A 25,970-nucleotide genomic window follows, 5' to 3' on the forward strand; every position below is an offset into this window, starting at 1 on the left:
CACCGAAAGCCGTGTCCGACCGAAGGCCGCACTGTCGGCTACGCGGCTTTCGATGCCCGTGGGGTTGGAGGGGTGATCACTACGCACCCATGATCCATCGTTGTGGGTAATGGGTCAGCAACGGTAGGAGACTTCTCTGGTTCGGATCGGCGAGGCCCGTCATGGCCTGGGAGCGCGCCGGGGCGGGCCGCGGAATGGTAGCCGAGCGCACCTAGGCCGCCGGCGGGCAGACCAGCTCGGCGGTGGCCTGTCCATGCGCCAATTTCCTTCGATCTGGTCGTCGATCTCCACATATAGTGCGATCAAGAGGGGTCCAGGGCCGTCGCCACAAACGGGTCTTGGGCGCCTTCGCCGTATCTGCGGGATCGGATGCCCGAAGGCGGCCCGGCTGAGGAGAGATCGATCGGCGATGGAATTGGGAACCGAGCGGCTGGTGCTGCGTCGCTGGCGTGAGGAGGATCTGGACCCGCTGGCCGTGATCGACGGAGATCCGGAGGTCATGCGCTTCATCGGTGACGGCTCGGTCCGTACCAGGGAGCAGACCGCGACCGCGCTCGCGTCCATGGAGCGGGGGTGGGACGAGCGTGGTTTCGGAATATTCGCCGTGGAGCTGCGCGAGACCGGGGAGCTGGCCGGTTGGGCCGGGCTGGCGGTCCCCGGCTTCCTGCCCGAGGTGCTGCCGGCGGTGGAGATCGGTTGGCGGCTGGGACGGCGTTTCTGGGGCCGGGGTATCGCCACCGAGGCAGCCGGAGAGGCACTGCGCTTCGGATTCACCGAGGCGGGCCTGGATCGGATCATCAGCATCTGCCACGTCGACCACCACGCGTCCGCCCGCGTCATGGAGAAGCTGGGCATGCGCCGGGAACGGGAGACGGTGGTCCCGGCCCACGGGCAGCCGGTGCGGGTCCTGGCGATCACCCGCGGTGAATTCGATGTCATCCACGGCGGCTGATCCACGGGTCGAGGCTCTGTGGATCACGGTTTCAGCGCTTGGCCCCCGAACGTACGAGAACCCCGGACGCGATGCCGGGGTTTTCCGCTGTCCGGGGCCATCCCTCGCCGCCGGATGGCGGGGGCTTCACCAGGAGAGCCACACCGCTGTCGCGTCGTCGTGCCGCTTCGCGAAGCCGGGTGCGCCTCGCTCGCGCTCCTCCTTCCGCACGAGTCCGATCAGTTCCCCGGGTCCGGCGGTGGCGGCCGTGGACACCATCTGCTCCCAGGTGTGGTCGTACCACTCCACCAGCCGTGTCACGCCGTCGGTGGCCAGTAGCGCGCCGCTCACCGTGTCCAGCCCGACCGACCCCGTCAGCGCCTCGTACGCGGCTTCCGGCGCGGTGGAGGCGACCCAGAATCCGCCGGGTCGGTTCCGCGACGCCCGGACCAGTTCGAGACTGTACGGACGTCCGCCGGGCAGGTGGTCGGTCCGGTCGTCGTCGACCAGGGTGAGCGTGCCATCGGTGCGCTGGAGCACGATGGGCGAGTCGCAGAGCACCAGGTAGTCCACCAGTTTTCCCCGCTCGCGCAGCACGGCGACCGTGGACGACGGGCTGTCGGGATTGGCCAGGTCGCAGGTGCCGGCATGGGCCGCCATCGTCGCTCGGATGGCGCCGGCCACGATGTCGGGCAGGCTTTCCCCGGGCCGCGTCGCGATCCGGCGGGCCAGCGCACCGCCGAGCTGGGCGACCAGCCACGGGACGTCATGGAAGCAGCCGGAATCGACCCCGGCCGGGGCGGTGGCACCGTCGAGCACGGCGACCCACGTCGGACCGCCGATCACATAGTCCTCGTTACGCGGCCGGCCGGGCGCCGCAGCGGTCTCATAGGTGATGTGCACGGATGTCCTGGTCAGGGATGGGAAAGCGGTAGGCGAACGTGGACATGTCGGCGGTGAGTGCCGCGAGCATGACCTCCACGTAACCGCCCGGGAGCCGGATCATGTCCGGGGCGAGACGTCGTACGGGCTGGCGAGCTCCACGCCTTCATGATGCCCTGTAGGTCAGGATCGAGGATTGCCGATCGGCGCATGAGGTCGGGGGCCCATGGTTTGAGATCAACGCCCGCCAGGGGTGCGTGGATCTCAGGCGCCGGTCAGGCGATCGAGGATGGTCTTGGCGGAGGCGCGGTAGACGGCCACGTTGCGGAGCTTCACGTGCTCGTAGCCGCGGATGACGTCGGGCAGTTCGGCCAGCTCGCGGACCTGCTCCTCGGTCTCCGGGCGCAGGTGGGCCAGGGCGAGGTGCACGTCGCGGGTGTATTCGTCGACGAGACCGCGCTCGGTCCTGCGCACCCCGCCCAGGCCGAACGGGTCCAGCGGGGTGCCGCGCAGCGCGCGCATGCCGTACAGCAGGCGGAAGGCCGGATCGAACCAGGCGCCGAGGCGGATCTTGCGCTTCATGCCCATGGCGCGCAGGACCGGCGGGTGCAGGTTGTAGGAGACCCTCGCCCCCGGGCCGAACTCGGCGGCGATCCTCGCCCGCTCGGCCGGGTCGAGGTGCAGGCGGGCCACCTCGTACTCGTCCTTGTAGGCCATCAGCCGGTGCAGGTGGAGGGCGTAGGCCTCGGTGATCGGGGAGCGCTCGGCGGAGATCCGCCGTTCCGCGGCGTGGACCGCGTGGACCGCGTCGGCGTAGCGGGTGGCGTAGCCGTGGTTCTGGTAGGCGGCGAGGTCGGCCATCCGGACCGTCAGGATCCGGTGCAGCTCGGTGCCGGGGGCGGCGATCGAGTCCGCGAGGCGGGTCGTCTCGGGGTTCGGGGGCTGCTCGGCCGACGCCGGGGGACGGGTCTCCCGCGCCACGGCCTCGGGGTCGGCGACGACGGCGCGGCCCCAGTGGAAGGCGGCGATCGTCCTGTCGGCCGCCTTGCCGCCGCCCAGCCGGATGGCCCGTTCGATCGACTCCAGGCTGAGCGGGATGAGCCCGCGCTGCCAGGCCGCTCCCAGGATGATCGTGTTGGCCGGCATGTGGTCGCCGAACAGCGCCTGGGCCACCTCCTCGGCGTCGAGGTAGACGTTCAGCTCGCGCCGGGTCCGCGACTCCAGTGCGCCGATCGGCGAGCCGACCTCGGTGACGTGCGTGGACGGGTCGAGCACCATGGAACCGGTCGGGATCAGGCTGGTGGAGACCACGGCGACGGTCCGGTCACGGTCGGCGGCGCTCAGGTGCTTGGGATCGGTGGCGCCGATCAGGTCCAGCGCGAGGTAGGCGTCCACGCTGGCCGTACCGGCCTGTGCCGAACGGTCGCCGTCACCCTCGAAGATCAGGATGTCGGAGACGACCGTGCCGCCCTTCTGGGCCAGACCGGTCTGGTCGAGCCCGCGTGACCGCTTGCCGTCGAGCATCGCGGCGGTGCCGAGGATCTGCGCGACCGAGATCACGCCGGTGCCGCCGATGCCGACCATCCTGATCATGGTCTCCCCGGCGCGGGCCTCGGGCGCGGGCATAGTCGGGGGAGTGGGTACGGCGGCGCGCTTGCCGGACTTGACCTTGCCCTTGGCGGGCAGGATGGTCAGGAAGGACGGGCAGTCGCCTTCCACACAGGAGTAGTCCTTGTTGCAGGACGACTGGTGGATCTCGGTCTTGCGGCCGAACTCGGTCTCCACCGGCAGCACCGACAGGCACTCGGACTTCTGCCCGCAGTCGCCGCAGCCCTCGCAGACCCGCTGGTTGATCACCACTCGCTTGGCCGGATCGGGCAGGTTGCCCTTCTTGCGCTCCCGGCGCTTCGTGGCCGCGCACTGCTGGTCGTGGATCAGCACGGTCACGCCGGTGATCGCGGCCAGCTCGCGCTGCGCGTCGTCCAGCGCGGTCCTGTCACGGACCTCGGCGATCTTCGACAGCTTGACGCCTCGGTAGCGCTCGGGTTCGTCGGTGGTGACGATGATCCGGCGGACGCCCTCGATCTCCAGCCAGCGGGTGAGCTCGGGCACGGAGAGGGCCGGGGTGATCTTCTGGCCGCCGGTCATCGCGACCGCGCTGTTGTAGAGCAGCTTGTAGGTGATGTTGACGCCCGCGCCGACCGAGGCCCTGACCGCGAGCGAGCCGCTGTGGTGGAAGGTGCCGTCGCCGAGGTTCTGGAAGATGTGCGGGACGTCGGTGAACGGCGCCTGGCCGATCCACTGCGTTCCCTCGCCGCCCATCTGGGTCAGCCCGGTGAGCGTGCCCTTGCTCTCGGGGTTGAGCACCACCATCGTGTGGCAGCCGATCCCCGCGCCGACCAGCGCGCCGTCCGGGACGGCGGTGGAGCGGTTGTGCGGGCAGCCCGAGCAGAAGAAGGGGGTACGGGCGGGGCCGAGCAGCTTCAGCGGAGCCGGGCGCGAGATCACGGACAGGCCCCTGGCGACCCGGTCGCCGAGCTCCGCCGTGAACGGCCCGGCCGTCTCCGCACCGGCGGGACCGCTGGTTTCCGCCACGGGTGTGCCCGGCTCCGCTCCGGCGGGACCGGTGAGCTCCGCCGTGACCGAGCCGGCCGGCCCGGCCATGGCGAGGCCGGTGAGCTTCGCGGTGGTGCGGACGGCGAGCTCCGTCGTGGCTCCGTCCGGCCCGGTCCTGATCAGGCCGGTGAGGCCTCTGCGGCGCAGGCGGAAGGCGACGGCCTTGGCCGCCAGGTCGGCGTCGACGGCCCCCGCGTACGGGATCAGCTGGGCGCCGTTCTCGTCGAGCTTGCCCAGGACGCGCGGGGCGTCGGCGGTGCCGTACAGGATCTCCTTGACCTGACCCTCCAGCAGCGGGGTCTTCTCCTCCACGACGAGGATCTCCGCCAGCCCCCGGGCGAACGTCCGGACGATCTGGGGCTCCAGCGGCCAGAGCATGCCGACCTTGAGGAGACGGATGCCGAGCTCCTCCGGCGTGACGCCGAGCTTGCGGAGTCCTTCACGCACGTCGTAGTAGGCGGTGCCGGAGGCGGCGATGCCGAGCCAGGCGTCGCGGGGGTCCGCGGTGATCTGGTTGAGCCCGTTCTCACGGGCGTAGGCGCGGGCCAGTTCCAGGCGCGGGCCGACGAGCGTGCGCTCCATCTCCAGCGACCACGGGGTGAGCAGGGTGGCGTTGGGCGCGTGCCGGTACGGCCTGCCCTCGTATTCGACGACGGGCATGACCGGGATGACCCGGTCATGCCCGACGTTCACGGTGCCGGTGGCGTCTACGACGTTGGAGACGGCCTTCACCGCGACCCACAGGCCGCTGGCCCGGGACGCCGCTATCGCGTGGCGACCCAGGTCGAGCAGCTCCTGGACGCTGCCGGGGTGGACGACCGGCATTCCGAGAGCGGCGAGTGCGCTCTCGGTGGCTGAGGGGAGGGTGGAGGATTTGCAGGTCGGGTCGTCGCCGCACAGGGCGATCAGGCCGCCCTCGGGGTGGGCGCCGACGAAGTTGCCGTGCCGGAACGCGTCGGCCGCGCGGTCCACTCCGGGAGCCTTGCCGTACCAGACGCCCAGGACGCCGGCCTTCCGCGGGCTGGGGAGGGACGGCACGAGCTGGCTGCCCCACACGGCGGTGGCGCCGAGCTCCTCGTTCTGGCCGGGACGGTGGACGACGTCGAGCGGCTCGGCGTACTTGCGGGAGCGTGCCAGCTCCTGGTCGAAGCCGCCGAGCGGGGAGCCGGGGTAACCGGACACCATCGCGCCGGTGTCGCGGCCGGCAAGGCGGTCGGCGCGCATCTGGTCGAAGATCACCCTGACCATCGCCTGGGTGCCGGTCATGAAGACCTGGCCCTCGTCGAGTGAGTACCGATCGTCGGGCATCACCTCGCGAGCGTCGGCGAAGATCGTCATGATCGTTGTCCCGTCTGGTCGGCCAAGCTTCGATTGCCGCAAGGTTATGTCAGACCGAACAAAATTCGATGTCAATCTTTGCGGCCCGAAAGGGGTCGGTTAGCATCTGATGCCATGGATATGACGGATCGCGCAATTGTCGGCCTACTCCAGGTGGAGGGACGGCTGAGCAACCTGGAGTTGGCCGAGCGCGTGCGGCTGACTCCCTCGCCGTGCCTGCGCCGGGTCCGCAACCTTGAGGAGTCGGGAGTGATCACCGGCTACCGTGCCGTGGTCGATCCGGCCGCCGTGGGGCGGGGCTTCCAGGTCGTCGCCTACGTCGAGCTCGTGGGCCAGGACGCCGAGACCGTCACGGCCTTCGAGGCGGCCGTCATGGAGATCGACGACGTGATCGAGTGCCTGCGCATGTTCGGCCGTCCCGACTACGTGCTGCGGGTCGCAGTGCCCGACATGGAGGCCTACAGCCAGCTCTGCCTGGAAGAGCTCGGCCGCCTGCCCGGCCTCGACAAGCTCACCTCCCAGATCGCCATGAAGGCCCTCAAGCCCGGCGGCGTCCTGCCCCTGTGACGCGTCGGCCATATAGGGCGTCCTGCCGCGGTGACGCCATGCCGACCATGGAGGACCGTCCTGCCGCGGTGACGCCATGCCGGCCGTGTGGGCCGGGCTCCGCCGGCCGTGCTGAGATTCCGGCGGAGGCCCACCCGAGGTGTGACGGCTTCTCCCCGGCAGACGGGCCGAATATGACCTCATCCGCTCGCCCGGCCGTACACTGAGCCCATGGGTCGTACAAGCGTCGTGAGAGGGTGCCCGCAGCAGGCGGCCTTCACGCTGCGCTCGGCCACTACGGGCCCGACGGGTGTCGGCCCGGCGACCGCGGCCGACGCGGAGACGCCGGAGGCCGGTCACCGCGTGTTGCACGGCCACGGTTAGCGATCTTCAACGGCTCTCCCCGCCGTCTGTCTCCGGCGTGCTCCTCTTCGAGAACACAGCAGGACTCCGTCTACCACGCCGAGCCGTCTTCTCCGGCTCGCAGCGGAGTGCCCATCTCCCGTAATCCCCGCACTTTCCGGTAAGCCGTCGGCGCTGCCGACCATGCGACCGGGCCGAGCGCATCTTCGAAGGAATCGCCGTGAGGCTGAGCGAACTACTGGCCGGGCACGACCACCACGTACTCCGGGGCGACCCGGAGACACCGATCACCGCGGGTGCCTGCTTCGACGTCGACCGGGTGACACCGGGTTCGCTGTTCATCGCGGTGCCCGGCCACCGCGAGGGCGGTCCTGAGTCCATCGGACCGGCCCTTGCCCGCGGCGCGGTCGCGGTGATCGTCGACGGCGAGGCGCCGGCGCTTCCGGCGTCGGCCGCGGGTGTGTGCGTCGTCCAGGTGCCGGACGTCCGTACGACGGCCGCGATCCTGACCTCTCGCTACCACGGCGAGCCGGGACGGCAGATGGACATGATCGCGGTCACCGGCACCAACGGGAAGACCTCGGTGTCGTACATGGTCGAGTCCGTGCTCCGGATCTCCGAGAGCGCGAAGGTGGGGGTCATCGGGACGTCCGGCAGCCGGATCGGCGACGAGCCGATCCCGATGCCCAGGTCGGTGCTGACCACGCCGGAGTCACCGGACCTCCAGTATCTCCTGGGACGCATGCGCGACAGCGGGGTCGCGAGCGTGGTGCTGGAGGCCACGTCGATGGCTCTGCTGACGCACCGGGTGGACCGCTCCTTCATCGACGTCGGGGTCTTCACCAATCTGACCCAGGACCACCTGGACGACCACGGGACGATGGAGAACTACCAGGCAGCCAAACTGCGCCTGTTCCAGGGACTGTGCCGCCGCGCGGTGGTCAACGCCGACGACCCGGTGAGCGCGCGAATCCAGGCGCTCATGCCGGGCGAGGTGACCACGTACGCCCTCGACGCCGAGGCGGACTATCGGGCCACCGACCTCACCGTGGACGCGTACGGCACGCGTTTCACCTTGCACCACGACGGCCGCAAGTATCCGGCGGCGATCCCCGTACCGGGCCGCTACTCGGTGGCCAACGCCCTGGCCACCGTGGCGGCCTGCCACACCCTGGGACACGACCTGAACGGGCTGATCGCCGCGCTGGAGCGGATGCCGCCGATCCCCGGCCGGTTCGAACGCTTCGAGACCCCGGCCGGCACATCTGTGATCGTGGACTACGCGCACTCCCCGGACTCTCTGGAGCAGGTCCTGACGACCATCCGGAGCTACGCCTCCGGCCAGGTTGTCACCGTCTTCGGGTGCGGTGGTGACCGTGACACCACCAAGCGGGCCGAGATGGGGGAGATCGCCGGAACCTACTCCGATCTGTGCGTCCTCACCTCCGACAACCCGCGCGACGAGGACCCCGAGACGATCCTGGACCAGATCGCCCCGGGCCTCACGAGCACCGGCACGCCGTTCAGGCGCTTCGTCGACCGTCGCCGGGCGATCGCCTTCGCCCTGTCCGCCGCGGGACCGGACGACGTCGTCCTGGTCGCGGGGAAGGGGAGCGAACCCCACCAGATCGTCGGCGAGCAACTGCTCCCCTTCAGCGACATGGCGGTGGTTCGCGAACTCGCCGGAGCGTGATCACCGCGACAACCCGTGACCACCGTGAGAGCTCATGACCACCGTGACAGTGCTGCGTTCCTGATTGAGGGTTGCGCCGAATCCTGCTCAAGGAACATGTGCGCCGGCGGCACACCCGCTCGTGGATCACCTCCACCGATCCGGACTTCGCCCCAAAAGGGCCGAGGTCGTCGGCCTTTATACCCACCCGCCGCCAGGCACCACGGTGATCTGCGCCGACGAACCGGGGCCGGTGACTCCGCGCCCTTTCCACCCGCAGTTAGGCAGTAGACGGGCAGCTCAGGTCGTACCCCCGCAACGAGAGAAGGGCCCGCGGAGGAGACCGCGGGCCCTTCTCTTCAACTAGTGGTCAGCCCTTGTAACGAGGAGCCAGGCGGTCGCCCGGCAGGCAGAACTCGCCCGTGAAGAAGGTGCTCTCCGGGACGCAGCGCCACATGCTGGGGTTGGTGTAGCTGGGGGCGAGGCGGTCGTCGATCGCCTGCTCCAGCGCGTAGCCGCCGGCCAGCAGCTTCGCCTCCGAGAAGGCGCCGCCGATCAGCGTCACCCCGATGGGGTTGCGGCCCGACGAGCTCTGCTGCGCGCCATACCCGGCGGGGATGGTGAGCGCGGGGTAGCCGGCGCGGTCGGCGTAGCCGATCACGTTGCTGCCGCTCGGGACCAGGATCAGGTCATACCCGCTCAGGACGCTGTCCAGGACGGCCTTGTTGGCGGCCTTGCCGGCCTCCAGGTCGGCCGTGTACTTGGCGTTCGTCGCGGGGTCGGACAGGTCGATCGCCTGGGCGGCCAGCAGTTGACCCTGCTGGTACTTCAGGCCCTCGACCGGGTTGGCGTTGTTGTAGTCGATGATGCTCTGCAGCGTCGTGCCGGGCTTGGCCGCGCCGAGGTAGGCGTTCAGGTCACGCTTGAACTCGGTGGCGACGACGCTGTCGGTTGCGGCCGGTGTGGCGATCGAGACCTGGGTGACGGTCGCGCCGAGGCCCTGGAGCTTGGCGATCACCTCCTGGTAGGGGGCGCTCGTGCTGGACACCACGGCGATCTTCTTGCCCGCGAGGGCGTCGGCCTTGAGGTCCTTCGCGTAGTCGACCGGGCTCGCCGGGTCGGCGATCACGTTGAGGATCGTCGCGGCGTCGCCGACGCTGCGGGTGATCGGGCCGGGGACGTCCTGCGACTTGGCCACAGGGAGCACACCGGTCGTGCTGACCAGGCCGACGGTCGGCTTGAGGCCCACCACACCGGCCGCGTCGGCCGGGGCGAGGAGCTGCGCCGAGTCGAGCGAGGTCTCCATGCCGATCGTGATCGCGGCCAGACCCGAGGCGGTGGCCGCCGCGGCGCCGGCCGATGAACCCGCCGGGGTCTTGTCGGTGTCGTTCGGGAGCAGGACCTGGCCGCCGAGCGAGGAGTAGCCCTTCGGCAGGTTGGCGTCGAAGACGCCGTTCAGCTCGGTGACGTTGGTCTTGCCGAGCACGATCGCGCCGGCGGCCTTCAGCTTCGCCACGAGGGCGGAGTCGTTGGCCGGCTTGAGACCCTGGAGGGCGATCGAGCCGCCCGTGGTCGACAGCGACTTGGCGTCGATGGTGTCGTTGACCAGCACCGGCAGGCCCCAGAGGGCGGGACGCGGCGGGCGCGTGTCGTTCGGGCTGGTGGGCTCGCCGGTGCGGTACTTCCACCGCTCCTGGTCGAGCTTGCGGGCTTCCTTGATCGCGTCGGCGTTGATCTCGCGGACGGCCTGGGTGGCCGGGCCCTCGGCGTTGGTCAGCGCGATGCGGTCGAGGTAGGCGCGGGTGAGCTCCTCGGCCGAGACCTCGTCCTTGTTCAGCTTCTGGATCAGGCTCTGCGCCGTCTCGGTTTCCAGCGAGAAACCGAGCGGCCGGGAGTCGTAGCCGGTCACCTTGAGGACGGCGTCGTAGCCGGGGTTGCAGGCGCCGCGCTCGGCGAACGGCGGAGCCGGGGTCGTCTTCGCGCAGCGGTACATGCTCGGGTTCACGAAGCTGGCCGGCTGGCGCAGTTTGGTGGCCTGCTCGATGACGTAGGCGACGCCGAGCAGGTTGAACTCGCTGTAGGCGTTGCCGTGGACCTGCACGTTCTGGGCGCGCCGCTGGGTCGCGGTGTAGCCCATCGGGATCGTGATCGACGGGTAACCGGCCTGCGGGGCGCTCGGCGTGCTGCCCAGGATGGCGATCACCGGGTCGGCCGGCTGCGCCGGGTCCGAGTTGGTGTACGTCACCATGTCGTCGATGGCCTTGTGCCAGGCGGCCTTACGGATCGCGAGGTTCGTCCGGTACGCCTGCTCGTTGGCCCCACCCGGGGTCACGTCCGCCTGCGACGAGTTCAGGTGGTTGACGTTGCCGAACTTGAGCGCCTGGTGAGCTTCGGTCTGGTTGACCTGCACCTCTTCGACCAGCGAGTTGATCGGCGCCTGCGGGCCGAGCCGCTCGTAGTAGGAGTCGATGCTCTTGTGCTGCTCATAGCCGTTGGGCAGCGCGGGCAGCGAGGGGATCGTCGCCTGCGGGCGGGGCACCAGGATGGCGCCGGCGGCGGTCAGGGCGTCGTATGCGATCTTGAGCGGGCTGCCCTCGGTGAGGGTGCCGTTGTACCCGATCTTCTTGCCGCGCACGAAGTCGAGATCGATGGCCTTGGTGTAGTCGGGCAGCGTCGCGGGGAGCGGCGGGATGATGCCCTTGGCGATGTAGTCGTCGCCGAACATGGCCTTGTACCCGGCGTCGGCCACCGGGTCGGGCCCGGCGATCGAAGCCAGTGTGAGCGCGGCGTCGGAGACCGTGCGGACCATCGGACCGGCGGTGTCCTGCGAGGCCGAGATGGGCGCGATGCCGTAACCGGGCACGAGACCCACGGTCGGCCGCAGACCCACGAGCGACTGCGTGCTCGACGGCGAGATGATGGAACCGGAGGTCTCGGTCCCGATGCCCAGCGTCGACAGCGCCGCGGCCATGGCCGCGCCGGTGCCCGACGACGACCCGGAGGGGTTCTGGTCGGCGTCGATGCCGTTGATGACCTGGCCGCCGTAGTTGCCGAACCCGGAGGGCTGCGAGCCGAAGCTGTTGGCGTACTCCGAGAGCCCCACCTTGCCGAGGATCACGACGCCGCGTTCCTTCAGCTTCTTGGCGATGCCGGCGTCGGAGGCCGGGAAGGACTGGCGCAGCGACCAGTTGTTCGCCGTCGTGGGCATGCCCTCGACGTCGATCAAATCCTTGAGCAGGATCGGCAGCCCCATGGCCGGGCCGAGCGACTTGCCCTTCTTACGCAGGCGGTCGTACGCCTCGGCCTCCTTTAACGCGTTGGGGTTGAGGCCCGTGACGGCGTTCAGGCCGGGCCCGCGCTTGTTCAGCGCGGTGATCCGGTCGATGTACGCCTTGGTCAGGTCGACCGAGGTCAGCTTGCCGGCGGCCATGAGGGAGATGGCCTCGGCACCGGTCAACGTCTCAAGGTCGAGTTCGACCTTGGCGTTGGCCTGCTGGGGTTGCACGGCGACGAGAGTGAGGGAGAGGGAGAGGAGGGAGATCAGGACTTTGCGCACCACGTGCTCCTTGAGGAACCCGGCATTGCACGTGACGCTATAGATCATCCATTACGGTGATATGTCGTATATGTTCCCTGGGAGAAACGTGACGTACTGACTGGTTTATTACGGCCGTCCGCCTACCTGGAACCTTCCATTGGCTCAGGAACGCAGCGATAGCCCATGACCACGGTGAGAACCCGTGCTCCCCGGAGGGGAGTCGTGAAAGGGCCGCCTCGCGACCCGTTCTCATGTCGACTGGTACGGGGGTGGATCCAGCCCGGCGGAAGGGGACGGGGGCAGCCGCAACGCGATCATGGCGATGTCGTCCTTGCCCCCGAAGGCCAGCCCGGCCAGCAGCTTGTCGCAGAACGTCTCCAGAGGCTCGCGGGCCAGTGACGCGGAGTAGCGGCGCAGTCGCTCCAGGCCGTCGGTGAGATCTTCCCCCGGTCGCTCGACGAGGCCGTCGGTGTAGAGGAGCAGCGTGCCGCGCGGCGGCAGCGGCTCGACGGCGCTGAGGCGTGGCCGATCGTAGAGCAGCCCGAGAAGGTGGTTGGGTGCCTCCTCGAGGAAGCGGCCGCCGCCGTCGTGGGTGACCAGCAGCGGCGGTGGATGTCCGGCCACGGAGTAGTTCAGCCGCCGCGGGCCGTTCGCCGACCTCTCGACGCGTGCCAGGACGCAGGTCGCGGTCTCCTCGCCGTACAGGGTCCCGATGGCGCCGTCCAGCCGTCTCAGGATCTCTCCGGGAGGCTCCTGCCGGTCGATGGACAGCCCTCTGAGCATGTTGCGTATCTGGCTCATGGTGACGGCCGCCGGCAGGTCGTGACCCGCCACGTCTCCGATGGTCAGGATGACGGTGCCGTCGTGCAGGAGAAAGCAGTCGTACCAGTCTCCGCCCACCTCGGCGGCCGCGGGGCTCGGCCGGTAGCGGGCGACGATCTGGAGGTCCGGGAGGATCGGGGGATCGGGGAGCAGGCTGTCCTGGAGCGCGAGTGCCACACGCTGCGTGCGCCGGAACTCGATGGCGTTGCTGAGGGGGGTGTGCCCGTGGTCGAGCACCTGGCCTATCAGGGAGGCGTCGGTCGCGCTGATCGCCGGACGCCCACCGCAGACGGAGGCGGACACCACCGCTGCCACGGTGCCGTCGACGATGACCGGCACGAGGACGATGCTGTTGGCCGCGGCGGCGATCAGCCACGACTCGGTGTCCGCGGGCACGACCCCCTCCGGGGGTCGTCCCGGAGGAAACAGGAGATGGATGGGGCGGCGTCGGCGCACCGCGTCGGCGATCGCGCTGCTGGAACCCAGGGTCTCCTCGCGCCGCCCCGGCCGCTCGGGGAGACCGGGCCGTACGGCGCCGGCGACGCGGTTGACGATGAGCGGGGCGTACGCCGGGCGGTCCATGGACTCGGGGAGCAGGTAGATGGCGCACCCGTCGGCCAGTTCCGGCACGATCACGTGGGCCAGCGCGGCGAGCATCTCCTCCAGGCGCGTGATGTCCGCGGTGGCCGCGCCGGCGCGGTTGAGCAGCTCCTGGCGCCGTTCCTCCTGCCACCGCTGTTCGATGTCGGCGCAGGTGCCCACCCACTCCACGACGGTGTCGCCCTCGCGCACGGGCACGGCCCGCGCCTGGAAGTGCCGGTAGGTGCCGTCCACGAGACGTAACCGGTAGACGTGCTCCCAGAGAGGGGGCACCTCCTCGAGCGCCCGGGACCACGACTCGACGGTCCGTTCGCGATCATCGGGATGAACGGCCCGCAGCCACCCGTCGCCGCGGGACTCCTCCCACGACTGCCCGGTCACCTGCTGCCATCCGGGGCTCGGCTCGGTGGCCCCGGTCGCGGGCCCGACCACCCACACCATCTGGGTGCCGACCCTCCCCAGGCTCTGGTAGCGCTGGAGCAGGCGGAACCGTTCTTCGGAGAGCGCCTGGACGCGCCGCGCGGAGGTGACCTGCGCGGTGACCTCCATGAACACCTGCAGGACCCCGAACGCGTTGCCGTCGAGGAGGATCCTTGAGAGCCCGAAGGTGAAAAAACGCTCCTGGCGCTCCGTTCCGGGGTAGACCATGGTCACGGAGGCTTCCGAGACGTTCACCGGTTTCCCGGTTCGCAGGACCTCGTCGAGCAGCGCGAGGTAAGCGGAGAAGTTTTCCTCGATGAGGTCGTCGAACGCCTCGCGAAGGGGAATTCCGAGCGGTCTGTCTCCGAAGATCGACCTAAAAATGGCATTGGTGTATATCAGCCGGTGGTCATGTCCCCTACTGACCGTCACGGCGACCGGTGCTGGATCGAACACCTTCAGGCCCAGACCGCTGGACCTTTTCCTCCGGACAGGTTCCATCGCGGCTCCCTGGCCGGGCCGTTCGCACGGACCGGCATGAGTTCGCACTAGTGCCTAATCAGATCCATATAACAACAGATTAGGACATATGGCCGCGAGACCCTGGTCATAGCGCGGAGCCTCGCCCCGTCGGCGAGCGCCGTCAACCGCCGCGCGGCGGCTCGCCTGAGCCGGCGACACCGTGACGGCGGCCTCGAAGCACTACCACCACGGCGATCTCCGGCCGAGCATGGCCGGGTGGGGCCATGCGTGGCCTGACCGCGCACGATCCGGCCGAGGGTGCCCCGGCCGGTCGGCATGTTCGTCAGACGGAGTCGGCTTTGATCCGGGTCAGGAAGTCGGCCCATACCTCGGGGTCGAACAACAGGGCGGATCCTGCCGGGTTCTTGCTGTCGCGGACGGCGACGACGCCGGGGAGATTGGCGGCGACTTCCACGCATTCACCACCGTTGCCGTTGCTGCGGCTGCTCTTGCGCCACTGGGCACCGTTCAGGTCCATGCGTTCATCCTCTTTTCGATCAAGGCCACCGAGGCGGCCTGTGGCAGTGCACTGGAGTGCAGGGCGTCGAACTGAGCCGACAGGGAGTCGACTCTGGAGGGGTCTGTGAGGAGTTGCGCGTCTTCCGCGTTCTCCATGTAGGCGATATTGGGCGCTCCCTTGAAGGAGAGCACCAATATGGGCCCGGCAAGGCCGGCGTAGGCGCCCACCTCGAACGGGATCACCTGGACGGTGATCCGCGGGCGCGTCGTCGCCCTCAGGAGGTGCTCGAGCTGCTCGCGCATGACCAGGGGGCCGCCTATGGGCCGGGCCAGTACGGCCTCGTCCAGCAGGACGAAGAGGATCGGCGGGTCCGGCCGCTCGAGCAGGCGCTGCCGTTGCATACGGACGGTGACCATCTCCTCCACCTGTTGGTCGGTGTCGAACGGCCGGCCCGCCCGGGTCAGCGCCCGCGCGTAGTCCTCGGTCTGCAGCAGCCCCGGAACCACCGCGAACTGGTAGTTGCGCAACATCTGCGCCTCCCACTCCAGCTCGAAGAGCGAGCGGACCCAGGCGGGTGAGGACTCCCGGACGATCAGCGGCCATAGTTTGATGAGTGCTCCGCCGGTCTCCAGGACCTCGTCGCACCTCTGCGCGAACTTTCTGGTCGGCGCGCGGGCGGCCGTCTCGATCAGGCCGACCAGGGAGGTGGAGTAAGAGGTCCGTTTCGCCAGCTCCTGTTGGCTCCAGCCCATCGCCTCTCGTAATCTGCGGAGCTCAGAGCCCCAATAGGCCGTGACGCTCGTGCTCGGGTCCAGCTCTTTCGGTGCGGGCATGGGGGGTCCCGTCCTTCGCGGTCCTACATGTTTCGGGGTGGGTTCCACAGCCGACCTGAATCGAGATGAACGTATCTCGTCGTAGCCGTGCGACTACTAAAAGTAATCACTCGGAAGCACTCTGGGAGGGGAAACGGCTGAACGTTTCCGTGGAATGCCAAGAGGGGGCGGACGGCATGATCATCCAAGGGGTGCTTCTGGGATCGCCCGCCATGCACGCCGCCGGCCTGCTCAGGGACGAGCTGGCTCTGCAGGGCGTCGAGAGTGATGTCCACGACGGTTACGGCCTGGCCCTGGTCTCGGTCTGGGCCGATCTGGTGGTCTGGACGGACGGCATGGTCTACCGCTGGTGGGCCGGGCGCGTGTCGCTGAGGACCGGATGGCGGCTCTACGCGGTCTACGGAGTGGACAACCCGGCCACCGCCGCACGCGGAGTGGCGCTCCGCTACGCCGAGCTCCGGGACAGCCACCCGCGCTCCGAGCTGATCGTCAGCGCGCTGTCGTGATCCCGGCGGGCGGGACGGCCGGCGCGGAGCCGGCGGTCACGCCGATCGTCGGAGCCGGCGCCGCCGACCCGGCGGGACGCGGCTGGACGGAGCCCTCGCCGGGGTGGCGCCGGCCCTGACCCGCGGACGTCGCGGGCGGTTCGGCGCGACCGCCCGATCTATCGCTCGTCCTGCTCCCCGCCCCGCCGCTCGTCGAAGCGAATGGCCCGGAGCAGGTTCGCCGCGGGCCGGTCCAGAACGACGACCCCGGTGGCCGGGGGGAGGGCGCCGCCGCGGGCACGGCCGATGAGCACCCTCCAGCGCCGGCAGTGCCGGGCGAAGGTGGCGCCGGTGACGACCCGGCCGCGGGACCGCTGCCCCTCGCGCGCGATCCGCGGTTCCACGTCGAGCATGATCAGGTGGACCTCGCTGCCGACCCGGCGGGCCAGCCAGGCGAAGCCGTACAGGATGTGCGGCCAGGTGCCCCGGGTGTGCGCGACGACACTGTGGCCGCCGAGCAGCGCGCGGGCGATCCGCCACACGTGGGTGGCGTGCACGATCGGGATGCGGGCCCGCGGAGGGATCGGGCCGAGATAGCGCGCCCACCAGTTGCGGGACTGGCGTGAGTCGATCACCCATGCCTCGCCGGTGTGCACCGGCTCTCGCTCGTCGCCGTGTAATCCGTACAGCCGGTCCAGCAGTGTGCTTTTGCCCGCGCCGGGAAGTCCCGCGAGCAGTACCAGCGACCCGGCTGGATAGTTCAGGTCTTCGACGGAAGCCTGACTGGCCGGTGTGGTGGCCATTGCGTGCACCTCGCAGGGGTGGGGGATTTCTCTCATAATGCGTCTCACGGCCTTCCGGGTGGCGAAAACGAATTCGTCGGAGATCCGGTGGAACGGCGGAAGGACGAACCTGGCAAAGATCGAACCGAGGACCACTCGTGGTGCGATTTCGCGCGTTCAGGTATGCGGCAGCCGATGTGCGCGCCAGGTGGCGAGAACGGCCGGGCTCCCGATGCGGGCACGGCCACGTCCGCGGACGTCGGATCGGCAGGGGAGCGGGGCAGCCCGGAGGGAGGAGAAAGAAGGGGATATGTGAGCGGACATGCGTACTCCTCGAATGCGCTGAGCCATTCGAGGTCTCCTTCACCCGCACCTCGCGGGCGACCGTCCGGGGATGCCTGTAAAGCATCCGTATTGACCGGGTCGGTTCTTGGGAAGTACTCCCCTCGTTGCTCCAGGCTAAGGGATCCGGGCGCATGACGTCACGTCGAGGCGGTATTGGGCGCTCCGCGAACGATGCCGTGCGGGGGAGCCGTTCATGGAATTGTCCGGTGCGCCCCAAGGATCACCGGACAATTCCACACAAATACCTACAATCAAGGGCGGAATACAGCTCGGACGCATCCGTCCAGTTTGTTCTTGAACAGGTCGTAGCCCCTGGGAGCCTCGTCCAGCGGCATCGAGTGCGTCGCGAGATGGGACGTCGCCAGCTGGCCCTTCGCCATCCGATCCAGCAGCATCGGGATGTAGCGCTGCCCGTGCTGCTGCGCGCTCCGGACCGTCAGGCCCTTGTTCATCATCGCGCCGAGCGGAAACTTGTCCACCGTTCCCGCGAAGACTCCGAGAATGAAGACCGATCCGCCCTTACGGCAGGCGTGAATCGCCTCCCGCACCGCGACCGGGCGGTCCGTCTCGAGCCATAGCTGCTGCTTGACCTGGTCGTATATCTGCTGCGGGCCCAGGCTGTCCGCCTCCATGCCCACGGCCTCGACGCAGACGTCGGGTCCTCTGCCTCCGGTCCGCTCCCGGAGCTCGGCGCCGACGTCGGTGCTGGAGTAGTCGATCGTCTCGGCTCCGATGTGGCGCTCGGTCATCGCCAGGCGCTCGGGATACCGGTCGATCGCGATGACCCGTTCGGCGCCGAGGAGCATCGCCGCGCGGGCCGCCATCTGGCCGACCGCGCCGCAGCCCCACACCGCCACCACGTCGCCGCGGCCCACCCCGCCCAGGTGTGCGCCCATCCAGCCGGTGGGCGCCGCGTCGGAGGCGAACAGGGCGCTCTGGTCGTCAACCCCGTCCGGTACGGAGAACGCGCCGTAGTCCACGTACGGGACCCGGATGTATTCGGCGTGGCTGCCCCTGAACCCGCCCATGGCGTGCGAGTAGCCGTAGACGCCGCCGGGTTCGTAACCGAGGAGCATCCGCGCGATCTCCGGGTTGGGGTTGCCGTTGTCACACAGGGACCACAGGTCGTGCGAGCAGTACCAGCACCGGCCGCAGCCGACGAAGGAGCACACCACCACCCGGTCGCCCACCTTGTGCCTGCGGACCTCGGGGCCGACCTCGACGATCTCACCGATGAACTCGTGGCCGATCACGTCTCCCGCGCGCATCGCCGGGATGTATCCGCCGAGCAGGTGCAGGTCGGATCCGCACGTCGTGCTCAGCCGCACCTTGACGACGGCGTCCTGGGCGTTGAGGATCCCGGGATCGGGCACCTGTTCCACCGAGAGCCGGTTGACGCCCTGCCAGCACAGCGCCTTCACGGCCGCCCCTCCCCGCTCGCGCGGTGCGTCACCAGGTCCAGCAGGTTTCCCTGCGGGGCAGGTCGCGTCGCCGGCGGTTCGTCGGGGCGCAGCACCTCCCCGGTCTCGATCAGGGACTTGCTCTCGCGGAGGGCGTTCCGTACCGCCTGGCGGGGGTCGTCACCGCTGAGGCGCCCCATCATCCCGCCGGATCCCCACGACAGCGGCGCGCGCAACCGCGCGGCGATCTCGGTGCCCCTGTCGCCGGGCGCCTCGCGGATCCGCACCTCGACGGCGTCGCCCAGCATCGCGAGCGGTTCAGGCAGGAGTCCGTCCGGCGCCACGTCCTCGGGCTTGCGGTTGATCGTGACCGACAGCCAGCGGTGCATTCCCCGCTGACTCTGGGGCCCGGCCTGGGGGCGACGCGACCGAAGCCATCGCACCACCCCCATGCCCGCCAGCGCGGTCGCGCCCACAAGGACAGGTTTCATACTCCAGCCTCCTAAAACGGGCAATTTCCCTGATGGGGTTACCCATCGCCCGTCCGCGGCTACCGAGCTCCGGTAGCACTTGAGCCGGTGTTGACGGCCCCCTGGCCCGCGTCATGACCGCGGGCGGGGAGCGAGGACCGTAGCTGGTGTAAGAGGGTGCCCGCGCTGACCGTGGGGCCGGCACCCCACCCGGCGGACGCGGCCCCGCGCCTGCCGGGTGGGGTGCCGGCGCCGCCGAGTTCTCAGTAGCCGGAACCCGAGTTTTCTCAGTAGCCGGAACCCGAGTTGGAGTTCGAGTTGGAGTGGGAACCGGGGTGGGAGGCCGACGGCGCGGGCGTGGCGGACGGGGACGCCGCCGGGGCGGAGGTGGAGGCCCCCGCCGGACGGATCACACCGAGTACGCCGTGGGTGCCGCCGTCGCTGCCGGCGCTGAACCACAGGGCGTTCTCGCCGCCCACCGTCGCGGTGCCCCGCTCCAGGTCCCACAGGCCGCCCAGGACGATGGGCTTGCCGTCGGCGGAGCGCAGCGGGCCGAGCGAGCGGCCGTTGCGCGGGTTGTAGGCGTTGATCCAGCCGTCGCCGAAGTTGCCGACCAGCAGGGCCCCCGACTGGGCGCCGAAGCCCTTCGGGGCCAGCGTCATGGCCCAGGGCGCGTTCAGCGCGCCGCGCGCGGCGAACCGGTCGACGAACCGGCCCGATCCGTCGAAGTGGCTGATGAACCCCTTGCCCTTGCCGGCCACGGCCTTGCCGGTCTGCGGATCGCGCTTGGCGTAGGCGACGAGGATGGAACGGCCGACGACCTCCACGTTGAACGGCGCGTAGTCCGCGGGCATGCCCGGGTCGCGGAACGCGTTGCGGCCCATCTGGAGCCGGTCGAAGTCGCCGTCGAAGACGTGGACGCGGTTGTTGGCGAAGTCGGCGGCCAGCAACATCGGCCCGCGGTTGGTCTGGGCCAGGGCCAGGCCCTTGAGGTCGGCGCCCTTGACGAACGCGCTGATGATGGCGTCGTCGGGGTCGGCCTCGGCGTTCCAGCCCGTGATCGCCCCGCTGGGGCTGGCGAAGATGAACGTCGCCGGTCCCGAACCGCCCGGGCCCTTGACCACGAACTCGTCGCCGGAGTTGACGACCTGTCCGGTGGGCCTGCCGCCGGGAACGCGGACCTGGGTCTTCTCCTGCTTCACCGTGCCCGCGCCACCGGAGTAGACGGTGGCCAGGCCGGTGCCGGCGGCCGAGACCCAGAGCGTCTTGCCCATGGCCAGTCCCCACGGGTTGACCAGCGCGGGGTCGGTGACCGCGGCCCGGCCCTTCACGTCCGAGACCAGGTTGGTGACCGTGAAACGGCTCTGCGTGTTCCAGGTCGCGGCCGAGGGCGTACCCGTCGATGACGTATCGGCCTTACCGGCCGATGCCTTGCCGGTCGTTCCGGCCGACGCCGTACCGGCCACGCCCAGAACCAGCGCCGTGACGCCGATCGCGACGATGCGTACTTGCATTCGTGCCTCCTTTGTACCGGGAGTGCTTGTCGCCGCGAGATACGCGCGGGATCCCGGTGCGGTTCAGTGGCACCTTCGAGGAGGCAGGCGAAAAGACGGCCCGCGGCCGCCGGGTAGGGCGGCCACGGGCCGGAGTCCATGAGCGTCACACCGGGTCACGGTGCCTCATGACCGCGTACGGGCCGGGGGAGGAGACGGTCCGTAGCGGGGCCGTGATCTGTCCGAGGTCCGTGGGTTACCGGAGTGCGGCCGCCTCGGCGGCCAGCTTCTCGATCCGGGAGTAATCGCCGGTGGCGAGTGCGTCGGCGGGGGTGAGCCAGGTGCCGCCCACGCAGCCGACGTTGGGCAGCGCGAGGTAGTCGGGGGCGGTCGAGAGCTTGATCCCGCCGGTCGGGCAGAACCGGACGTCGGGCAGCGGGCCGCCGAGCGATTTGAGGTACGGCAGGCCGCCGGCGGCCTCGGCCGGGAAGAACTTCATCTCGGTCAGCCCGCGCTCCGCGAGTGCCATGACCTCCGACGCCGTCGCCACCCCGGGCAGGAACGGCACGCCGCTCGCCTCCATGGCGTCCAGCAGCGTCGGGGTGCTCCCCGGGCTGACCAGGAACTTGGCGCCGGCCTCCACCGAGGCCAGCACGTCGCCGTGGGTACGGATGGTTCCGGCGCCGATCACCGCTTCGGGGACCTCGGCGGCGATCCGCTGGATGGCCTTGAGGGCGTGGACCGTACGGAGGGTGACCTCGATGACCGGCAGGCCGCCCGCCACCAGGGCCCGTGCCAGGGGGACCGCGGCCTCCAGATCGTCGATCACGACGACCGGGATCACCGGGGCGATGCCGAGCAGACTCATGCGCACTCCATATTCGACATATCTGATGTATCCGATGACAGGCGCCGGCTCAGCCACGCGGCCGCGCCGACGAGCGCGGGCTGGGGGGCCACGATCAGCGCCGTGGAGATACCGGACAGGTAATCGTTCAACGTGGGGGTGGCCTCGAACCGGCGGCGGAAGTCGCTGGAGAGGACCCGGTCCACGATACGCGGCAACACGCCGCCGCCCAGATAGACGCCGCCGCGGGCGCCCAGGGTCATGGCGACGTTGCCCGCGAAGGTGCCGAGCATGCCGCAGAAGACCTCGACGGTCTCCTCGCACAGCGAGTCGTCCATCCTGCTCACGATCTCCGAGGCGGACAGTCGCGGCGCGCCGACGCCGCGGACCAGTGCGAGCCCGTGGTGCAGTCGGGACAGCCCCGGTCCCGACAGCAGATGCTCGGCCTCCACGTGGCCGAGTCCGTCCGCGCGCAGGGCCTGGACGATCTCGTGGTCCCGCTCGTCCAGCACCGGCATCGTCACGTGACCGCCCTCGCCGGGGACCGGCACCCAGCCCTCCGCCGCGGGCACCAGACCGCCCACGCCCAGGCCGGTCCCGGGACCGAGCACGGCCTTGACACCGTGCGAGGGCTCCGGCCCGCCCAGGGAGACCAGGTCGTCTCCCCGCAGGTGCGGCAGGGAGGCCGCCAGGGCCTCGAAGTCGTTGAGCAGCCAGGCGTTCGGGATGCCCAGGTCGCGCACCGAACCCGACCATTCGGCGTTGGTGAGACGGTAGTGGTCGCCCTTGACGGGACCCGCGATCGCGACGCATGCCGCTCCCGGCTGAACTCCGCCCGCATGTTCTGCGAGATAGGCGGCTACGGCTTCGGGAAGGCCATCGTGATCGGAGACCGTCAGTACGGCCACGGCTTCCGGCCGGCCACCCGGTTCGGTGATCAGCCCGAACCGGGCGTTGGTGCCGCCGACGTCGGCGACGAGCCAGGGAAGGCTCACAGAACCTCCTTCGCCGAGGCGCCGGAGGCGCCCTGGGTCACCAGGAGGTTCGAGACGCTCTCGGCGTGGCCGTTCAGAGCGAAGATGCCCGCGCCGCGCTCGGCGGGGCCCGCCGCACGGCGGAAGGCGGAGAACAGCTCGCGCCCCGTACCCACCCACTGGGCGTCGGTGAGCGGCGCGCCCTGCGGCGTGCGGGCGGCCAGTTCCTCGGCCGGGACCAGCAGCTCCAGGGTGCCGGCGGCGGCGTCGAGGCGGATCGGGTCACCGTCCAGGACCAGCGCGATCGGGCCGCCGTCCGCGGCCTCGGGCGACAGGTGGATGGCGGCGGGAACCTTGCCGGACGCGCCGGACATGCGGCCATCGGTGACGATCGCCACCCGCTGCCCCCGGTCCAGCAGCACCGCCAGCGGCGGGGTGAGCTTGTGCAGCTCGGGCATGCCGTTCGCGCTCGGCCCCTGGTAGCGGATGACCGCCACGAAGTCCTGCCCGTCCAGCTCGCCCGCCTCGAAGGCGCGCAGCAGCTCCAGCTGGTCGTCGAAGACCTTCGCGGGCGCCTCGATGACCAGGTGCTCGGCCTTGACCGCGGAGACCTTGCTGACCGCGCGGCCCAGGTTGCCGTCGAGCATGTGGATGCCGCTGTCGGAGGAGAAGGCGTTGGAGACGGGACGGAGCACGTCCGGGTCGGTGCTGCCCTCGGTGCGCTCCTCCCAGACCAGCTCGCCGTCCTTGAGCTCGACGGCCGAGCGGTAGTGGTCGAGCCCGCGCCCGGCGATCGTCAGCACGTCGCCGTGGAGCAGCCCGGCGTCCAGCAGCTCGCCGATGAGCACCTGCATGCCGCCCGCGGCATGGAAGTGGTTCACGTCCGCCTGGCCGTTGGGGTACATGCGGGTCAGGAGCGGCACCACCTTCGACAGCGTGGCCAGGTCGTCCCAGAGCAGCTCGATGCCCGCCGCCGCGGCGATGGCGACGATGTGCATGGTGTGGTTCGTCGAGCCGCCGGTGGCCAGCAGGGCCACGCAGGCGTTGACGATCGCCTTCTCGTCGACGACCTCGCCGACCGGGGTGTACTCGTCGCCGTGCACGGTCAGTTCGACCGCACGCTTGCCCGCGGCCTTCGTCAGGGCCTCGCGCAGCTCGGTGCGCGGGTTGACGAAGGTCGCGCCCGGCAGGTGCAGGCCCATGACCTCGATCATGACCTGGTTGGAGTTGGCGGTGCCGTAGAAGGTGCAGGTGCCCGCGGAGTGGTAGGACTGCGACTCGGCTTCGAGCAGCTCGCCCTTGCCGACCTTGCCCTCGGCGAACAGCTGCCGGGTGCGGGCCTTGACCTTGTTGGGCAGGCCCGAGCCCATCGGCCCGGCGGGGACGAAGACCGCCGGCAGATGGCCGAAGTGCAGCGCGCCGATCAGCAGGCCTGGAACGATCTTGTCGCAGACGCCGAGCAGGAGGGAGGTGTCGAACATGTCGTGCGAGAGCGCGATCGCGGTGGCCATCGCGATGACCTCGCGGCTGTAGAGCGACAGCTCCATGCCCGCGCGGCCCTGCGTGATGCCGTCGCACATGGCGGGCACGCCGCCGGCGAACTGGGCGACGCCGCCCGCCTTGCGGACGGCCGCCTTGAGGATCGGCGGGTAGGTCTCGTACGGCTGGTGCGCCGACAGCATGTCGTTGTAGCTCGACACGATCGCCACGCCCGGCTTGATGTTGGCCCGCAGGTCCAGCTTGTCGGCCGCTCCCGCGGCGGCGAAGCCGTGGGCGAGGTTGGCGCAGCCCAGGCTGGCCCTGGCCGGTCCGCGCTCGCGTGCGGCCTCGGCCTCGGCGTGGAGCCGTGCCAGATACGCGGTACGGCTGCCGCGGCTGCGCTCGATCAGGCGGTCGGTGACCTCCTGGATGACGGGATCCACCCGGCCTCCTCCGTTGTCGCCGGGCCGGTCTGCGTGCTTCGCCCGGCCCCGCTGCTCTGCTCGATCGACGTGTCCTGCTTGGTCTGCTTGGTTCGGGTGTGTTACCTGGCCACTCGTGATCCGGTCGCTCATGCGGGGTACTCCTCGTGCCAGGCGCGGTCGCTGCGGCTGACGAGCTCGTGGGCACCCGCCGGGCCCGAGCTGCCCGCCGGGTACGGCTCGGGCGCCGTGCCGTACGACTCCCACGCACCGAGGATCGGATCGATCCACCGCCAGGCGGCCGCCACCTCGTCGCGGCGCATGAACAGGGTCGGGTTACCGGTGAGGACGTCCATGAGCAGCCGCTCGTAGGCCTCGGGAACCCGGGTGGTGAAGGTCTCGGCGAAGCTCAGGCTGAGCGGGACCGGCTTGAGCGCCACCTCGCCCGCGCCCGGCTCCTTGGCCATGATGTGCAGCTTGATGCCCTCGCTCGGCTGCAGCCGGAGCACCAGCCGGTTGGGCGTGCTGCCGGGGAAGATCGAGTGGGGCACGTCCTTGAACTGCACCACGATCTCCGAGTACCGGTCCGGCATGCGCTTGCCGGTGCGCAGGTAGAACGGCACTCCCGCCCAACGCCAGTTCTTCACCTCGGCGCGGATCGCGGCGAAGGTCTCCACCCGGTGCGAGGCGTCGGTGGGCGCGGTGTTGTCGGGCTCGTCGAGGTATCCGGGGACCTGGACGCCGCCGGACTCACCGGCCGTGTACTGGCCGCGGACGGTGAACCGGTCGACCTCGCCGCCGGTGATCGCCCTCAGCGACTCCAGGACCTTGACCTTCTCGTCGCGGATGGATTCGCGGTCGTTGCGCGACGGCGGCTCCATCGCGACCAGGCACAGGAGCTGGAGCAGGTGGTTCTGCACCATGTCACGCAGCGCGCCGGCGTGGTCGTAGTAGCCGCGGCGGCCCGGAGTGCCCACGGTCTCGGCGACGGTGATCTGGACGTGGTCGATCCAGAGGGAGTTCCAGATCGGCTCCAGGAACGCGTTGGCGAACCGGAGCACGAGCAGGTTCTGGACCGTCTCCTTACCCAGGTAGTGGTCGATGCGGTAGATCTGCTCCTCGTCGAAGATGGCGCCGACCTCGTCGTTGATGCGCTGCGCGCTGGCGAGGTCACGGCCGAGCGGCTTCTCCAGCACCACCCGCGAGGCGGGGGTGACCAGACCGGCGCGGTGCAGTTCCCTGCAGAACGGGCCGAACGTCATGGGCGGGCTGGCCAGGTAGAACACCCGGCTGCGCTGCTCGTGCCCGGCGAGCAGGGCGGTGAGCGCCGCCCAGCCCGTCGCGTCCTCGCCGCTGATGTCCACGGAGACGTGGTGCAGGCGGTCGAGGAAGCGCTGCCAGGTGTCGAGGTCGTCCACCGGTACGGAGCCGCGTACCTCCGCGTCCACCTTGCCGCGGAAGTCGGCGTCGTCGAGCCCGCCGCGGGACATCGCGATGATCCGGGTCTCGGGGGCCAGGCGGCCGTCACGGTCGCAGTGATAGAGCGCGGGAAAAAGTTTCCGCATGGAGAGGTCACCTGTGCCGCCGAAGACGATCAGATCGGCGGATTGCGGGGTCTCGGACATGGGGATTGCTCCGTTGATCTACCGGAATTGGGGATAGATCGGACACTAGCTACATCTTGCGCTCTACACAAGCCGAGTTTTGTAATCTGAGATGAGAAAGTGCGA

General features: G+C 69.9%; 19 protein-coding genes. 5 read left to right on the top strand and 14 right to left on the bottom strand.

Annotated elements, in window-relative coordinates; all coding sequences use genetic code 11:
- Window positions 1-409: 409 nt before the first annotated feature.
- Entirely contained in the window at window positions 410-952 is a 543-nt protein-coding gene (locus tag CHC08_RS16525) for a GNAT family N-acetyltransferase (RefSeq protein WP_089208179.1), read from the top strand.
- A 126-nt stretch (window positions 953-1,078) separates the two neighbouring features.
- On the opposite strand, the gene CHC08_RS16530 is transcribed toward CHC08_RS16525, so the two are convergent.
- Both CHC08_RS16530 and CHC08_RS51525 read right to left on the bottom strand, forming a co-directional pair.
- On the bottom strand, window positions 1,079-1,834 hold the full coding sequence (locus tag CHC08_RS16530) for a protein phosphatase 2C domain-containing protein (RefSeq protein ID WP_089208180.1): 756 nt from the start codon (window positions 1,832-1,834) through the stop codon (window positions 1,079-1,081).
- A 243-nt stretch (window positions 1,835-2,077) separates the two neighbouring features.
- The gene (locus CHC08_RS51525) at window positions 2,078-5,767 is read right to left on the bottom strand and encodes an indolepyruvate ferredoxin oxidoreductase family protein (protein ID WP_245878361.1); all 3,690 of its coding nucleotides are present in this window, start codon (window positions 5,765-5,767) and stop codon (window positions 2,078-2,080) included.
- Between the two features lie 114 nt (window positions 5,768-5,881).
- Between CHC08_RS51525 and CHC08_RS16545 the strand changes: the two genes are divergently transcribed.
- The 3 genes from CHC08_RS16545 to CHC08_RS16550 all read left to right on the top strand — a co-directional run bounded on the left by CHC08_RS16545 (window position 5,882) and on the right by CHC08_RS16550 (window position 8,369).
- The gene (locus CHC08_RS16545) at window positions 5,882-6,334 is read left to right on the top strand and encodes an Lrp/AsnC family transcriptional regulator (protein WP_089208181.1); all 453 of its coding nucleotides are present in this window, start codon (window positions 5,882-5,884) and stop codon (window positions 6,332-6,334) included.
- Between the two features lie 210 nt (window positions 6,335-6,544).
- Window positions 6,545-6,697, top strand: coding sequence for a hypothetical protein (locus CHC08_RS49605; RefSeq protein ID WP_179282073.1), 153 nt, complete (start codon window positions 6,545-6,547; stop codon window positions 6,695-6,697).
- A gap of 199 nt (window positions 6,698-6,896) precedes the next feature.
- On the top strand, window positions 6,897-8,369 hold the full coding sequence (locus tag CHC08_RS16550) for a UDP-N-acetylmuramoyl-L-alanyl-D-glutamate--2,6-diaminopimelate ligase (RefSeq protein WP_089208182.1): 1,473 nt from the start codon (window positions 6,897-6,899) through the stop codon (window positions 8,367-8,369).
- A gap of 349 nt (window positions 8,370-8,718) precedes the next feature.
- On the opposite strand, the gene CHC08_RS16560 is transcribed toward CHC08_RS16550, so the two are convergent.
- From CHC08_RS16560 to CHC08_RS16575, 4 genes are all read right to left on the bottom strand, one after another.
- Entirely contained in the window at window positions 8,719-11,904 is a 3,186-nt protein-coding gene (locus CHC08_RS16560; protein ID WP_179282074.1) for an amidase family protein, read from the bottom strand.
- Window positions 11,905-12,135: 231 nt separating this feature from the next.
- Window positions 12,136-14,229 (bottom strand): SpoIIE family protein phosphatase, encoded by a 2,094-nt coding sequence (locus CHC08_RS16565; RefSeq protein ID WP_089208184.1) that lies wholly within the window; start codon window positions 14,227-14,229, stop codon window positions 12,136-12,138.
- Between the two features lie 304 nt (window positions 14,230-14,533).
- The gene (locus CHC08_RS16570; RefSeq protein WP_089208185.1) at window positions 14,534-14,728 is read right to left on the bottom strand and encodes a DUF397 domain-containing protein; all 195 of its coding nucleotides are present in this window, start codon (window positions 14,726-14,728) and stop codon (window positions 14,534-14,536) included.
- On the bottom strand, window positions 14,719-15,543 hold the full coding sequence (locus CHC08_RS16575; RefSeq protein ID WP_089208186.1) for a helix-turn-helix domain-containing protein: 825 nt from the start codon (window positions 15,541-15,543) through the stop codon (window positions 14,719-14,721). The genes CHC08_RS16570 and CHC08_RS16575 overlap by 10 nt, the downstream gene beginning before the upstream one ends.
- Window positions 15,544-15,734: 191 nt before the next feature.
- Between CHC08_RS16575 and CHC08_RS16580 the strand changes: the two genes are divergently transcribed.
- Window positions 15,735-16,049: a hypothetical protein gene (locus tag CHC08_RS16580; protein ID WP_143653238.1), complete on the top strand. Its 315-nt coding sequence runs from the start codon at window positions 15,735-15,737 to the stop codon at window positions 16,047-16,049.
- A gap of 158 nt (window positions 16,050-16,207) precedes the next feature.
- Here CHC08_RS16580 and CHC08_RS16585 read toward each other — a convergent pair whose 3' ends face one another.
- The 8 genes from CHC08_RS16585 to zwf all read right to left on the bottom strand — a co-directional run bounded on the left by CHC08_RS16585 (window position 16,208) and on the right by zwf (window position 25,865).
- Window positions 16,208-16,831 carry an AAA family ATPase gene (locus CHC08_RS16585; RefSeq protein WP_089208283.1) on the bottom strand — a complete coding sequence of 208 codons (624 nt, stop codon included), beginning with the start codon at window positions 16,829-16,831 and terminating at the stop codon, window positions 16,208-16,210.
- Window positions 16,832-17,406: 575 nt separating this feature from the next.
- Window positions 17,407-18,576 (bottom strand): zinc-dependent alcohol dehydrogenase, encoded by a 1,170-nt coding sequence (locus CHC08_RS16590; protein WP_089208188.1) that lies wholly within the window; start codon window positions 18,574-18,576, stop codon window positions 17,407-17,409.
- Window positions 18,573-19,046: a hypothetical protein gene (locus CHC08_RS16595; RefSeq protein WP_089208189.1), complete on the bottom strand. Its 474-nt coding sequence runs from the start codon at window positions 19,044-19,046 to the stop codon at window positions 18,573-18,575. Before CHC08_RS16595 ends, CHC08_RS16590 begins: the two co-directional genes overlap by 4 nt.
- A gap of 266 nt (window positions 19,047-19,312) precedes the next feature.
- On the bottom strand, window positions 19,313-20,539 hold the full coding sequence (locus tag CHC08_RS16600) for a TIGR03118 family protein (RefSeq protein WP_089208190.1): 1,227 nt from the start codon (window positions 20,537-20,539) through the stop codon (window positions 19,313-19,315).
- A 235-nt stretch (window positions 20,540-20,774) separates the two neighbouring features.
- Window positions 20,775-21,386 (bottom strand): bifunctional 4-hydroxy-2-oxoglutarate aldolase/2-dehydro-3-deoxy-phosphogluconate aldolase, encoded by a 612-nt coding sequence (locus CHC08_RS16605; RefSeq protein ID WP_089208191.1) that lies wholly within the window; start codon window positions 21,384-21,386, stop codon window positions 20,775-20,777.
- Window positions 21,383-22,360, bottom strand: coding sequence for a glucokinase (locus tag CHC08_RS16610; protein WP_089208192.1), 978 nt, complete (start codon window positions 22,358-22,360; stop codon window positions 21,383-21,385). Before CHC08_RS16610 ends, CHC08_RS16605 begins: the two co-directional genes overlap by 4 nt.
- Window positions 22,357-24,261, bottom strand: coding sequence for a phosphogluconate dehydratase (edd, locus tag CHC08_RS16615; RefSeq protein ID WP_089208193.1), 1,905 nt, complete (start codon window positions 24,259-24,261; stop codon window positions 22,357-22,359). The genes CHC08_RS16610 and edd overlap by 4 nt, the downstream gene beginning before the upstream one ends.
- A gap of 128 nt (window positions 24,262-24,389) precedes the next feature.
- Complete coding sequence (gene zwf / locus CHC08_RS16620; protein WP_089208194.1) at window positions 24,390-25,865, bottom strand: glucose-6-phosphate dehydrogenase; 1,476 nt, start codon at window positions 25,863-25,865, stop codon at window positions 24,390-24,392.
- Window positions 25,866-25,970 lie beyond the last annotated feature (105 nt).

It is taken from the genome of Streptosporangium subroseum (genome assembly GCF_900188345.1).
In the GTDB taxonomy this organism is placed as follows: Bacteria; Actinomycetota; Actinomycetes; order Streptosporangiales; family Streptosporangiaceae; genus Streptosporangium; species Streptosporangium subroseum.

Excerpts from the sequence above, each read along its gene's own strand:
- CHC08_RS16575 (WP_089208186.1), bottom strand. The coding sequence starts at position 15,543 with ATGCCCGCACCGAAAGAGCTGGACCCGAGCACGAGCGTCACGGCCTAT.
- CHC08_RS16585 (WP_089208283.1), bottom strand. The coding sequence starts at position 16,831 with ATGGCCACCACACCGGCCAGTCAGGCTTCCGTCGAAGACCTGAACTAT.
- CHC08_RS51525 (WP_245878361.1), bottom strand. The coding sequence starts at position 5,767 with ATGACGATCTTCGCCGACGCTCGCGAGGTGATGCCCGACGATCGGTAC.
- CHC08_RS16570 (WP_089208185.1), bottom strand. The coding sequence starts at position 14,728 with ATGGACCTGAACGGTGCCCAGTGGCGCAAGAGCAGCCGCAGCAACGGC.
- CHC08_RS16525 (WP_089208179.1), top strand. The coding sequence starts at position 410 with ATGGAATTGGGAACCGAGCGGCTGGTGCTGCGTCGCTGGCGTGAGGAG.
- CHC08_RS16545 (WP_089208181.1), top strand. The coding sequence starts at position 5,882 with ATGGATATGACGGATCGCGCAATTGTCGGCCTACTCCAGGTGGAGGGA.
- zwf (WP_089208194.1), bottom strand. The coding sequence starts at position 25,865 with ATGTCCGAGACCCCGCAATCCGCCGATCTGATCGTCTTCGGCGGCACA.
- CHC08_RS16600 (WP_089208190.1), bottom strand. The coding sequence starts at position 20,539 with ATGCAAGTACGCATCGTCGCGATCGGCGTCACGGCGCTGGTTCTGGGC.
- CHC08_RS16605 (WP_089208191.1), bottom strand. The coding sequence starts at position 21,386 with ATGAGTCTGCTCGGCATCGCCCCGGTGATCCCGGTCGTCGTGATCGAC.
- CHC08_RS16595 (WP_089208189.1), bottom strand. The coding sequence starts at position 19,046 with ATGAAACCTGTCCTTGTGGGCGCGACCGCGCTGGCGGGCATGGGGGTG.
- CHC08_RS16565 (WP_089208184.1), bottom strand. The coding sequence starts at position 14,229 with ATGGAACCTGTCCGGAGGAAAAGGTCCAGCGGTCTGGGCCTGAAGGTG.
- CHC08_RS49605 (WP_179282073.1), top strand. The coding sequence starts at position 6,545 with ATGGGTCGTACAAGCGTCGTGAGAGGGTGCCCGCAGCAGGCGGCCTTC.